Below are 12768 nucleotides of genomic sequence, written 5' to 3' on the forward strand. Positions count from 1 at the left end.
AAATTTCTTCTTTGGACAATCTAACAGGAAAGAAAATGTGGGGGGAGAGGGGATGTTCATGCGAATCGAAAGGTCGTCCGAATGGAAGGAAGGCTTGTTGGAACGATTGGAAAACCGGAAAGAATGGGACCGGAGTTGGACGTTATATAAAATGTGCTATGACGTGGAAAAAGCGAGGTTGATCCCGGATTTCCACGGTCTTCAATGTCCAAAGTATTTACCCGGCCTCACCCCCTTGCCCCATCAATTGGAAGCAGCGGAGACGGTCATTGAACGGATGAATGGAAAGGCCATTTTAGCGGACGAGGTCGGTCTCGGGAAAACGATTGAAGCGGGTTTGATCCTCAAGGAATACATGATCCGGGGCCTTGTGAAGAAAGCGCTCATTTTGACGCCGGCCTCTTTGATGAATCAATGGATCCTCGAATTGAATCAAAAATTTCACATCCCCGCCGTGCCTTTTCATAAGAAGTATGATTTAAACTACTGCAATATAGTCGTTGTCAGTATCGACATGGCCAAAAGAAGTCCGCATAAGGAAAACATTTATGAGCAGGATTTTGATTTGGTCATTATCGATGAGGCGCATAAGTTGAAAAACCAGAAGACGAAAAACTATGAGTTTGTCCAAAATCTTAAGAAGAAGTTCTGTTTGTTGCTGACGGCAACGCCTATTCAAAATGATGTGTTTGAACTCTTTAATCTGATTTCTCTTCTGAAGCCGGGCCATTTGGGGAATTTCGAGACGTTTCAAACTGTGTTTTCTGCGAGTAAACACCATGTGGATGAAGATGACTTCCTGAAAGAACTGATCCATCAGGTGATGGTGAGAAATTCAAGACAGGACACACGGATCGCCTGGACCCAACGCCGCGTTCAGATCATACCGATCGAGTTCACGGCACAAGAAAAAGAAATCTATGAGCTCGTTTCACAATTAAAAGACGTGTCCTCTCTTTTTTCGGATGCCTTCACGCTAATTACCTTGCAGAGGGAACTGTGCAGCAGTATGGCAGCGGCTTTTCTGACACTAGAAAAAATTCGCCAAAAATGCAGTGAACCGGAAGAGATTTCTATTGTGGAAGGAATCCTTCAAAAAATGAAGGAGCTCACAATCAATTCAAAAGCCGAAAAGGCGTATGAAATCATTCGGCAGGCAAACGACGACAAAGTTATCATTTTCACCGAATACCGGGCAAGCCAGGCCTATTTGCAAGCTTACTTGCACTCCAAAGGCATCACAAGCGTCCCGTTCAACGGACAGTTTAATAAAAGCAAGCGAGAATGGATGAAACAACTTTTCAAAGATAAAGCCCAAGTGCTGATCGCAACGGAATCCGGAAGTGAAGGGATCAACTTGCAATTTTGCCATCATGTAATCAATTATGATTTGCCATGGAACCCGATGAAGTTGGAGCAGCGCATCGGTCGTGTCCATCGGCTAGGGCAAACGAACGACGTCCATATTTACAATTTAGCCATAAAACATACAATTGAAGACTCTATTTTGGAATTGCTCCAGGCGAAGATCGGCGTCTTTGAAAAAGTGGTCGGGCAACTCGATGATATTTTATCGGAATTCAGGTTATCCATATAGAGGAGTGTGCCCATGTATCCACAACAGATTCATCAGTATGTTCGTCAATTTTTCAAAGAAAACAAATGTCCGATTTTACAGGAGAGCGACCATTACCTTTGTGTCCAATTGACGGTGGAAATGGATAAACGAATCATGAATCGGCCTTTTTACTGGAGTTACGTAGAAAGTACAGGAAGCGAGCCCCGGCCCGCACAACTGACAGTAATAACCGATAAAAGCAAGCTAGTTCAACAGATGCCGGGAGAAGTGCTGCACTACGGATCTCCCCGACTTCATCAACTATTTCAGGTGACAAGAGAACAAGCCGCCTTCGTGCAAATGTATGAAAGGGCAACAAATGAGTCGGGACCACAAACGATTTTAACGCCTTGGCTGGGTGTGAACTACAAAATCACCTACTCCAGTGACCGCACGAAAGAAATCCTTTATTCCCTCGGCATGAACTTGATGACAGGGGCTATCGTAAATGGATTTCAGGAAGACTTGAGCAAACGGGAAATGGAAGCGACCATTTCGGCAAACACCTTCCATTTGCCGTATATTATCAAACCGCTGCGGGCCTTGGAGCGAATGGATGACTTGATCGAAACGTTGATCCAAGAAGATGATCACACTTGGGCGGAAGAGGCAAAGACCAGAAAGATAAAGGATTTGCGAGTGCTCGAGTACTTTTATGAAGGGGTCGAGGAGAGGCCGGAATGCTATGAAATGGAAAAGCGGGCGATCGAGGAACAGTATGAAGCGAGAATCCGAGTCGAAATTATCAATGGAGGGTTGTTTTATTTAAAGTGAGCCATGAGCGGATTCGTATTGATTTCCCGAAAAGGCTGTCCGCCCTCCGAGTCAGGCGACTGTTGAAACAGGCGATGTTCCATTGGGGCATCGTTTTTTTATCGCTTAGGAAATTATAAAATTTTGGCCTGTGGATAATCTACTAAGCCAGAGTATTTCCGTCTAGGCTCCGGGCGCCAGAGGCTCGGGGTCATAAGTAAAAGCTGCTCAAGAAACGTGCCTTAATTTCTGCAAATTACGCATAAATACGGCAAATCGAACCCTTCGCTGTTCGATTGGCAAAAGACGCCACGCCGCATCTTCGTCTTATGCCTGAGGCCGGCAGGATGCCGGTCATGCAGCCGTTGCGACAGGACGTCGCGAACTTAGGCTGCGAACCCTAACTAGGCAGGCGCCCTGCGCTTTTGTTCTCGGGGAAGCAGTTTCCAGGAAATAGTCCTAACGGCATAGGGTACAATGTGCGGTTAAAGGGAATCAAGGAATAAGAGGGACGAAGAAATGATGGATCAAGCCGAATGAATGGGAATCGGTTTTCCTTCTTTTCGGACTGATTGAATTTAGACAAGCAATGCACTTTTGTGAATAGTACGCGTTTGATTGAAACTATTGCAAATGATTCCGTGCAGAGACTATACTCTAAAATGTGCATTGTTAGAGAAGCAGACTGTTTGAATCAAAGAAAGCGATTCCAGAATCTTCCCATTGCGGTTTCTCCGAAAAATTCTGCAACGGCGAAGGATTTGATTCCTGGTCGCGGCGACATTGCCAGGCCTACGTGTCCCGATCCGCAGTTTGGCGGTCCGGGATAGCGGTGGGAGCATGATGAAAACGCTGTCTGTGCAATTGCGGATGCGTGTCGGAACTTGAGAAAGCGGTTCAAGGTCGGCACAGCAAAACATTATAGTATGAACGGTCAGGTCCGATACGGTTCCGAAGCCGTCATGATTTTTTTAGGAAAGGTGAACGGATATGATTGAAATCAACCAGATTACGACGTTGTTCCTAGCGGTGGCGCTATTCCTCCTGGGGACGGCACTCGTCAACCGGATCGGCATTCTAGGACGGTTTTTAATTCCAGCGCCGGTCGTCGGCGGCCTAATATTTGCCATTTTGGCATTAATTCTGCAAACAACGGGAACTGCGGAAATTTCCCTCGATACGTCCCTGCAGTCGCTGTTCATGATTGCATTTTTCACGACGGTCGGGCTCGGAGCCAGCTTTAAGCTCATTAAACTCGGCGGTAAGCTACTGATTATCTATTTGCTGTTGTGTGGGGTCACCATTTTCATGCAGAACTTCATCGGCGTCTCACTGGCGAAGGTATTCAATATTGAGCCGCTGCTCGGAGTCATGAGCGGAGCCGTGACCATGAGCGGTGGGCACGGCGGTGCTGCAGCCTATGGAACGACGATTGAGCAACTTGGCATTTCATCTGCCGTGACAATCGGGATGGCCGCGGCCACTCTCGGCCTGATTTGCGGTAGTCTTTCCGGAGGCCCAGTCGCACGTCATTTGATCAATAAGTATAATCTCAAGCCTGCAGAAGGCAAAATCGAAGAATATGTAGAAGAAGATGAAAAGCCGGTCAATGAGCGGTCCTTCATGATTCAGGTCGCAATGATCACGGTTTCCATGGCTGGTGGGTCGTTCATCGGCGAAATGTTCACGGAAGCTACCGGCTTCGTCCTCCCTGGTTATATTGGAGCGATGTTCGTCGCGGTCATTGTCCGTAACCTGATGGATCGCTTCCTTCCAGGAACGGTTAACATGAAGGAGATCGACTTGATCGGCGGCGTCTCCCTTTCGATTTTCCTTTCCATGGCATTGATGAGCATCAAGCTTTGGGAGTTGGCAGGACTGGCACTTCCACTTATCGGCATCATCGCTGTCCAAGTTCTGTTTATCGTCCTGTTTGCTGTCTTCGTGATGTTCCGGGCGCTTGGCAAGGACTACGATGCAGCTGTCATGATTTCCGGATTTTTAGGACATGGACTCGGCGCTACGCCAAACGCGATGGCGAATATGGGTGCGACGGTCAATAGGTTCGGCCCGTCCCGTACGGCATTCCTCGTTGTACCGATTGTAGGTGCTTTCCTGATGGACGTCATATTCGGGGCACCGATCATCATTACGACGATCAATATACTGGCACCGTAACTAGTTGAACAAAACCTCGGAACCCGATTGGATGGGTTCCGAGGTTTTTTTGGTGATAGCGTATGGGTGTCAACGGGAGTCTTGTCGAAAAAGCTCGATTTTTGCAGATTGAAAGATTGACAATTTAGCAAGTGTATTGATAATATAAAGTAAGCGCTTTCATAGTATTGTAATCACTCAAATAAAATCCGAGGAGGGGTTTCATGAAACTGGCAAGAAACATCATCATTGCGCTCATTGCAGGAGTCATCATCGGTCTGATTCTGAATCTCTTCGCGCCCGGTGCATTCACAAAGGTGGATGCCTTCTTATTCAAACCGCTCGGCACCATATTTCTCAACCTCATGAAGATGCTTGTCGTCCCGGTTGTCTTTATCTCAATTGTGCTTGGAACCGTCGGTATTGGTGATCCGAAGAAGTTGGGGCGGATTGGTGGAAAAACGATTGGATACTTCCTTATCACTACAGCGATCGCCCTCGTCATTGCCTTGTCGCTTGGTCTGCTTCTAAAACCGGGTGCGGCAGGGGACTTTGAGACGTCCACCGCAAATTACGAGGCGCAAGAAGCGCCGCCAGTGGCCGATACGCTATTGGGTATCATCCCGACGAACCCGATCACCGCGATGGCAGAAGGGGATATGTTGCAGATCATCTTTTTCGCAGCTTTGATTGGTTTCGGAATCGCAATGCTCGGTAAGAGGGTCGAGAAGATCACGGAGTTGTTCGAGCAGGGGAATGAACTGGTCATGTACCTCATCACCTTCGTCATGAAGTTCGCGCCGTACGGGGCTTTCGGCTTGATCGCATCCGCAGTCGGCAGCCAGGGTATCGACGCGCTCAGAGCAATGGGCATGTACATGGGTGTGGTCCTGGGAGGCCTTCTTATCCATTCGATTGTCGTTTACGGCGGTTCGGTTGCGTTACTCGGCAAGCGGAATCCGGTCTGGTTCTTTAAGAATTTCTTTCCGGCACAGGTGGTCGCATTCAGTACGGCCAGCTCCGCCGCGACGCTTCCAATTTCAATGAAAACGGCACAGGAGAAGCTGAAGGTGCCTGAGTCGATCAGCTCGTTCACCCAGTCGCTCGGCGCCACGATCAATATGGATGGAACAGCGATCATGCAGGGCGCGGCGGTTGTCTTCATCGCGCAGGCTTATGGCATCGACCTGTCGATGGGGCAGCTGATGACGGTTGTCCTGACCGCGGTGCTGGCGAGCATCGGAACGGCTGCTGTACCGGGTGCAGGTCTGATCATGCTGGCCATGGTACTGACGTCCGTCGGTCTGCCAGTGGAGGGCATCGCACTTGTCCTCGGTGTCGACCGCCTGCTCGACATGGTTCGTACCGCCGTCAACATCACAGGCGATGCGGCATGCGCGGTCATTGTCGCACAGACGGAAGGCGTTCTCGGCGAGCCGGACGCAGAAGGTGTTTTGACTGGTACGGAGAATGCCTGAGCTAACTGAAATGAAAAGGAACGCAGCACCCTGTCTCGTGGGGGAGCTGCGTTTTTTGTCCAAATTTTTTTCTTGAAATATACAGTCTGACTGTATACAATGTAACTATATAGTTGAACTGTATAGTCGGTTTGAGGGGATGAACTGGATGGAATTACACAAGTATTTGCCGATGACTGAAACGACGTATTATATTTTATTGTCGTTGCTTGAGCCGGCTCATGGTTATCTGATGATGCAGAAAGTGGAGGAACTTAGTAATCATCGTGTAAAAATTGCCGCGGGTACGATGTATGGGGCGATTGAGAATTTAGTCAAACAGGAATTGATCACAGCAGTAAAAAGTACGGATAAACGGAGAAAAACGTATGTCATCACTGAAAAGGGGCGGGAAGTATTGCGTCTGGACTGTGAGCGGATGAGACATCTCGTACAAACGACTGAAAGAGTATTATCTATTGAAGTAAGAGGAAACGGAGGGGTTGATAATGTATAGGATGCGGTTTTTCATCGACTTTGAAAAAGAGGAGAAATGGCTGGAGCAGATGGCGAAGGAAGGGAACCATTTACGGGGGACCTTCTGCGGGTACCAATTTCAAAAGGGGGAACCTGAAGAATCCACGATCAAGATCGACTTCAGACGATTCCGGAAAAAAGACGATTTCATCGATTACTGCACGATGTTCGAAGACAGTGGCTGGCAGCATCTTGCCGGCACGAAGAACTCAGGGATACAGTACTTCAAAAAAATAAGGAATGACGCGGGGGATGAGATCTTCTCCGATCCCTTTTCAAAAGCTGCCCGATATAAGAGGTACGCGAATATGTGCTTTGAGACCGCGATCAGTTATCTGCCGCTCTTGCTCATATTCTATTGGTCGGGTGTCATTGATTTGAAGGCATTCGTCGATCCGAAAGAGCTCTATTTCACTCCGGGTTTATGGGAGAAGACCGGGTCTTCTTTCTGGTTTTCCTTCCTCTTTGAAACGCCTTTCGCCTTGATGCGTGGGATCGCTTGGACCTTTATCCCGCTGACGATGATCTTCTTTTTATTCTTCGGTTATCAATCGAATCGGCTGTATTTGCAAAGTAAAAGGTGATCTTGGTTTTTTCCTTAAAGACTTTGGGGGAAGAAAGGGGGAAGCGAGATGCAAATTTCACTACCGTTCCAATATGATTTTGACCGTGCAATGCAGCGATTGGCGGCGGATCCTGTCAATGCGGTTGATTTGCAAAAACGGGAAGTGCGGATTCCCATGGAGGAAGGGAACATTGTCACTCTTCGTGGTGTAGGCTCCATCGAAGCGCCTTTGTTTGAGCTGGAAAACGTAAGGGGTGATGCCCAGGTAGAGAAAGTGAAATCCATATTTCATTTTAATCGGCGGCTGGACACGATAGCACGCCATTTCTTGAATACCGATCTGGAACAGCTCTTCATCGATCATGCTGGAACACCGCTCATTAAAAGTTTCTCGCTTTACGGAACATTGATGAAAAATATTATTCATCAACAGCTGAACCTAGCTTTTTCCCATGTGCTGACGATGCGATTCGTGGAAAGCTACGGGAAGAACGAGGACGGGGTTTGGCGCTATCCAAGTCCTGAAACAATCGCGTCGTTGAATGTGGAAGACTTGCGGAAACTTCAATTCAGTGGAAGAAAAGCGGAATATGTCATCGGTCTTTCCAGGTCGATTGTCGAGGGGAAATTGGATTTAAACAAGTTTGAACGGATGGAAGACGAAGAAGTGATGCAGGAACTCGTAGCTCATCGTGGCATTGGACCATGGACGGCCCAAAATTTCCTGATGTTTGGGTTGGGGCGCCCCAATCTGTTTCCGCTGGCGGACATCGTATTGCAAAATGCGTTGAAAAAATTATGGGGTCTCGACCGGAAGCCGACTAAGGAAGAGATGGTTGGCCGCTTTCCTGAATGGTCCCCGTATTTGAGTTATGCTGCCTTGTATTTATGGAGAAGTATCGAATAACCCTAGACATGTAGGGGTTTGCGACACAACCTGAAATTTGAAAGAGCAGCTGAGGTCGTATGAAAACTGGGATGAACCAGATGAAGATCCATGAAATTCATCCGTTACAGTCGGATCGAAATTCCGTCAATCGAGAAATTAATGGTAATCTTAATAAAATAAATGTGATGATGACTTATGGAAAAATTTATTTGTAAGCGGATAAGACTTAACCCTGTTATTAGAAATCAACAGCCCTTTTGCATAATCGACATGATTTGAACTGTCTAATTTGCGAAAGGGCTGTTTTCTTTATTGCATGGTACTGTGGTCCTTCTTTATTGCTACGGGTTGCACATAATGAGCTCCCTATCCAACCTTTTATCGACAGCCTAAAATCTCGGCACTGTTTCATGCAAATGAATGCGTCTTTGTCGACGGCTCGTACTGAGATAAATTTTTTTCTCCCTATTTGTAAGCGATTGGTTCTTTACATTTTGCCGTTTTCCTGTCAATTCGAGCCGGAAAATCGGCCCATTTCGCCGTATTATCGATTCTTTCGCTTGAAAAACAAACTGTCAGCGGGAATTTAGAGTTGGCACGCTTTTTGCAATATTTAGAATGAACAACAAAAAAGGAGGAATTTCTTATGAAATCAGCAGTTGAAAGAGGAACGGTAACAGGGAAGAAGTCGGTTATGAAGGCGGCTGTTGTAAGCGAATTCAGACATGAGTTGGAAGTTATGAATCTACCTAAACCAACACCAGGGCCGGGTCAGGCACTAGTGAAAATGGAAGCGTGTGGGGTATGCCATACCGATCTGCATGCAGTGAATGGGGATTGGCCGGTTAAACCGAAACTTCCACTCATCCCGGGTCATGAAGGGGTCGGCGTCGTGGAGGCAATCGGGCCGGGCGTGACGTCCGTGAAAGTGGGAGATCTTGTCGGAATTCCATGGTTATATTCTGCATGCGGAGAGTGCGATTATTGCCTAAGCGGCCAGGAAACGCTTTGCCTTGACCAAGAGAATGGTGGGTACTCCGTTGATGGGGCTTACGCAGAATATTGTCTGGCAGCAGCGGACTATGTGGCAAAAATTCCGGATGGTCTCAGTTCAGTTGACGCGGCACCTATTTTATGCGCAGGGGTGACGACTTATAAAGCACTTAAAGTATCTGGAGCCAAGCCAGGCGATTGGGTAGCGATTTATGGAATCGGCGGACTTGGGCATGTCGCATTACAGTATGCAAAAGCGATGGGATTCAATGTGGTAGCGGTTGATATTGCAGATGGAAAACTGGAACTTGCGAAGGACTTAGGGGCCGATGTAATGGTAAATGGACTAAAAGAGGACCCGGCTGAAGCGATTCAATCACAGGTCGGCGGAGTGCAGGCGGCTATTAGTGTGGCCGTGACAAAGATTGCATTTGAACAGGCATATCGCTCGGTTAAACGGGGAGGTACGCTGGTCGTAGTCGGATTGCCAAATGATGAATTGCCGATCCCTATTTTCAACACTGTGTTAAATGGGGTTTCCGTGAAAGGTTCCATCGTCGGCACACGAATAGATATGAAAGAGGCACTTGATTTTGCGGCTCGTGGAAAGGTGAAGGCGCAGATCGAAACAGCACCGCTTTCCGAGGTCAATACGATACTGGACAAAATGGTCAATGGCAAAATCAATGGAAGAATCGTCTTAACGTTTGATTAATGGAGGAAGTTTTTTGAATGAAATGTCTATCTCAAGTTGGCAGAAGAACGTGTAGGATGCGAGGAGGAATTAAGGATGGTGCAAGCTGTAGAGAACCAAGTATATGCCTTTCCGAATACAGAAGGTGCGAAGGTGAATTTCAAGAAACGTTACGACAACTTCATCGGTGGAAAATGGACGGCTCCTGTGAGTGGTCGCTATTTTGATAATATGACACCGGTAACGGGTAAAAAGTTTACTGAAGTTGCACGTTCGACAGCTGAAGATATTGAGTTGGCTCTGGATGCGGCACATGCTGCGAAAGAGGCATGGGGCAAGACATCTGTTACAGAGCGTTCCAATATTTTATTGAAAATTGCGGAACGAATGGAACAGAATCTGGAAATGCTGGCCGTGGCGGAGACATGGGAAAATGGAAAAGCGGTACGTGAGACGTTGAATGCGGACTTGCCGCTTGCGATTGATCACTTCCGCTATTTCGCCGCCGCGATTCGAGCCCAAGAAGGTGGCGTGAGTCAGCTGGATAACGATACGGTTGCTTACCATTTCCATGAGCCAATCGGTGTCGTCGGACAGATCATTCCCTGGAATTTTCCATTGCTCATGGCTGTCTGGAAACTCGCTCCCGCGCTTGCTGCTGGAAATTGTGTGGTGTTGAAACCGGCGGAACAGACGCCTACATCCATTATGGTATTAGTGGAATTGATTGAGGATTTATTGCCGCCGGGTGTCCTGAATGTTATAAATGGGTTCGGTGTGGAAGCAGGGAAGCCGCTTGCATCAAGTCCTCGGATTGGGAAAATTGCATTTACGGGTGAAACGACAACCGGACGTCTGATCATGCAGTACGCCTCACAGAACATCATTCCGGCAACGCTGGAGCTTGGTGGGAAATCGCCAAATATCTTCTTTGCAGATGTGCTGGCCGAGGACGATGCGTTTCTGGATAAAGCCGTCGAGGGATTTGTCATGTTCGCGCTCAATCAAGGCGAAGTTTGCACTTGTCCATCGCGTGCTCTCATCCAAGAGTCCATCTACGATCAATTCATGGAACGGGCATTGGAGCGGGTGAAGGCGATTAAAATCGGAAATCCACTGGATCCGACGGTTATGATGGGGGCTCAGGCCTCGTCGGAACAACTGGAAAAAATCCTTTCCTATCTGGCTATCGGAAAGCAGGAAGGGGCGGAATGCCTTGTAGGCGGTGCGCAAAATAAATTGGATGGCGAGTTGGAAGGTGGGTATTATATCCAACCGACAGTCTTTAAAGGTACTAATAAAATGCGTATTTTCCAGGAAGAAATTTTTGGTCCAGTCGTATCTGTTACTACATTCAAGGACCAAGAAGAAGCATTGGAAATCGCAAACGATACACTATATGGCTTGGGCTCTGGTGTATGGACGCGAGATATGAATACGGCGTACCGATTCGGTCGTGGGATTCAAGCGGGACGTGTGTGGACAAATTGCTACCATGCGTACCCAGCGCACGCTGCATTTGGAGGCTACAAGGCTTCAGGTATCGGTCGGGAAAATCACTTGATGATGCTAAGTCATTATCAGCAGACGAAAAACATGCTTGTTAGTTATTCGGAAAGTAAGCTAGGATTCTTTTAAATGATATGAGATCAGAGAAAAAGAGTAATGGGTTCGGTTGATTGGGAGAAAGACGCTTTTAACCGTGTGAATATTATGCTGATATGTTTCAACAGTAAATTAACTATATAACAAAAAAACGCTCAAATTGAGCGTTTTTTGATGTATATATACTATCCTTATTTTACTATAGCACCTGTTAGTTGAAGAAGGATTTACAAGTAGGGACACCCTACTCTCCAAAATTCGTCCGATTAAATTAGACCTATTCTGTTATTTTCACATTTTTAATTATTTTCATCATCATCTTTGAAGCAGCACTATGCCCGTAAAACTGATTGACCGTTCCTGTAAAGTATAGGTCAGTCTTTGGATGGTAAAATGAAAAAGCACCTGTCTGCCCCCAATGTCCAATTAATCCATTTTTTAATTCTTTAATAGATATGGGTTGATTTGCAATCCCAACACCATAAAAGAATAATCCTGGACCAAAAAGAATTTTCCAATCTTTAAGCTCATTGAAATATTCTTTGGGAAAGAAATGCCCATTGATAAATGCCTTTAAAAATATCATAGTTTCCTTCGCTGTCGATATAATGCCTCCTTCTGGTCCTATTGATGACATATATTTGGGTAAGTAGATTTCTTTATCTTTGTAATAAATAGGGGCTGGTCGTTTATCATTCACATTTTCATATAAGTACGTATTCTCCAATTTTAGTTCATCAAAAATAAATTCCTTGAAAACAGTATGGATGTCTTTTTTGGTAATCGTTTCAATAATCTTACCTAAAAGCTGATAATTTGTATCGGAGTATTGAGCCTTTTTACCAGGAGCAAATTTTGGTTTCTTTTGTTTTACACTTGCTATTGTTCTTTCAAAGCCCCAACTCTGATCTATTCCTGCCGTTAATTCCCCAATTACATCAGAGGAGAAGTAATCAGGTATTCCTGATGTATTGGACATTAAATGTTTGATTGTTATATCTTTGGTGTGTTCTATGCCTTTATATAGGTGGAGTTCATGTAGAATTTCATCAGAAAAATATTCGGAGATTTTATTTTGGAGATTCAGACATTTTTCTGATCTTAATTTTAATAAGACAGCCGTGACGTATAATTTTGTTACGCTTGCTATAAAATATGGCTTATCTGAAGTTAGATTTCCAGCTCCGTATAAGAGCGATAAAGAGTTGCTTCCATCTTCGACACATAATACAGCACCATATATGTTTTTCTTTGATACTGCAGTTGACACTAATTCCTCAACAAATGATGGCTCAATAGTTGTTAACAATTATAATAGCCTCCTCTCTTTCATAATGGATCTTTTACTTTTATCTTCCATCTTCCAAAAAAATAAATTCTTCAAGTATCAATAGTTCATGATGGTCCTTGATCTAAAGATATATATTCACAACCTCAATTCTTATAACCATAATACTGATAGCATTATTCTCGTTTAACTATCCTGCCCCGTTGAACAAG

General features: G+C 45.8%; 9 protein-coding genes and 1 pseudogene. 9 read left to right on the forward strand and 1 reads right to left on the reverse strand.

Features of this window, described 5'->3' with window-relative positions:
- Positions 1-52 precede the first annotated feature (52 nt).
- The 9 genes and pseudogenes from AB1K83_RS14135 (at position 53) to adh (ending at position 11301) form a co-directional block, all read left to right on the forward strand.
- Positions 53-1725 (forward strand): annotated as a pseudogene (locus AB1K83_RS14135) (DEAD/DEAH box helicase).
- A complete protein-coding gene (locus AB1K83_RS14140; RefSeq protein WP_413058848.1) occupies positions 1610-2392 on the forward strand; it encodes a YqhG family protein in 783 nt (260 codons plus the stop codon). Before AB1K83_RS14135 ends, AB1K83_RS14140 begins: the two are co-directional and overlap by 116 nt.
- A gap of 969 nt (positions 2393-3361) precedes the next feature.
- The gene (gene gltS / locus AB1K83_RS14145) at positions 3362-4549 is read left to right on the forward strand and encodes a sodium/glutamate symporter (protein ID WP_413058849.1); all 1188 of its coding nucleotides are present in this window, start codon (positions 3362-3364) and stop codon (positions 4547-4549) included.
- 203 nt (positions 4550-4752) lie between these two features.
- The gene (locus tag AB1K83_RS14150; RefSeq protein ID WP_413058850.1) at positions 4753-6006 is read left to right on the forward strand and encodes a dicarboxylate/amino acid:cation symporter; all 1254 of its coding nucleotides are present in this window, start codon (positions 4753-4755) and stop codon (positions 6004-6006) included.
- 148 nt (positions 6007-6154) lie between these two features.
- The gene (locus AB1K83_RS14155) at positions 6155-6502 is read left to right on the forward strand and encodes a PadR family transcriptional regulator (RefSeq protein ID WP_413058851.1); all 348 of its coding nucleotides are present in this window, start codon (positions 6155-6157) and stop codon (positions 6500-6502) included.
- Complete coding sequence (locus AB1K83_RS14160; protein ID WP_413058887.1) at positions 6492-7106, forward strand: DUF2812 domain-containing protein; 615 nt, start codon at positions 6492-6494, stop codon at positions 7104-7106. Before AB1K83_RS14155 ends, AB1K83_RS14160 begins: the two co-directional genes overlap by 11 nt.
- 48 nt (positions 7107-7154) lie before the next feature.
- Positions 7155-7994 (forward strand): DNA-3-methyladenine glycosylase family protein, encoded by an 840-nt coding sequence (locus AB1K83_RS14165; protein ID WP_413058852.1) that lies wholly within the window; start codon positions 7155-7157, stop codon positions 7992-7994.
- 676 nt (positions 7995-8670) lie between these two features.
- The gene (gene adhP, locus AB1K83_RS14170; RefSeq protein WP_413058888.1) at positions 8671-9684 is read left to right on the forward strand and encodes an alcohol dehydrogenase AdhP; all 1014 of its coding nucleotides are present in this window, start codon (positions 8671-8673) and stop codon (positions 9682-9684) included.
- A gap of 75 nt (positions 9685-9759) precedes the next feature.
- On the forward strand, positions 9760-11301 hold the full coding sequence (gene adh / locus AB1K83_RS14175) for an aldehyde dehydrogenase (protein ID WP_413058853.1): 1542 nt from the start codon (positions 9760-9762) through the stop codon (positions 11299-11301).
- A gap of 244 nt (positions 11302-11545) precedes the next feature.
- Here adh and AB1K83_RS14180 read toward each other — a convergent pair whose 3' ends face one another.
- Positions 11546-12577, reverse strand: coding sequence for a serine hydrolase domain-containing protein (locus tag AB1K83_RS14180; protein ID WP_413058854.1), 1032 nt, complete (start codon positions 12575-12577; stop codon positions 11546-11548).
- Between the last annotated feature and the right edge of the window lie 191 nt (positions 12578-12768).

Origin of the sequence: Sporosarcina sp. 179-K 3D1 HS (assembly GCF_047228905.1) — a bacterium.
GTDB lineage: Bacteria > Bacillota > Bacilli > Bacillales_A > Planococcaceae > Sporosarcina.

What these genes read in the sequence shown, in the direction of transcription:
- AB1K83_RS14150 (WP_413058850.1), top strand. Translation starts at nt 4,753, where the DNA reads ATGAAACTGGCAAGAAACATCATCATTGCGCTCATTGCAGGAGTCATC.
- gltS (WP_413058849.1), top strand. Translation starts at nt 3,362, where the DNA reads ATGATTGAAATCAACCAGATTACGACGTTGTTCCTAGCGGTGGCGCTA.
- adhP (WP_413058888.1), top strand. Translation starts at nt 8,671, where the DNA reads ATGAAGGCGGCTGTTGTAAGCGAATTCAGACATGAGTTGGAAGTTATG.
- AB1K83_RS14155 (WP_413058851.1), top strand. Translation starts at nt 6,155, where the DNA reads ATGGAATTACACAAGTATTTGCCGATGACTGAAACGACGTATTATATT.
- adh (WP_413058853.1), top strand. Translation starts at nt 9,760, where the DNA reads ATGGTGCAAGCTGTAGAGAACCAAGTATATGCCTTTCCGAATACAGAA.
- AB1K83_RS14165 (WP_413058852.1), top strand. Translation starts at nt 7,155, where the DNA reads ATGCAAATTTCACTACCGTTCCAATATGATTTTGACCGTGCAATGCAG.
- AB1K83_RS14140 (WP_413058848.1), top strand. Translation starts at nt 1,610, where the DNA reads ATGTATCCACAACAGATTCATCAGTATGTTCGTCAATTTTTCAAAGAA.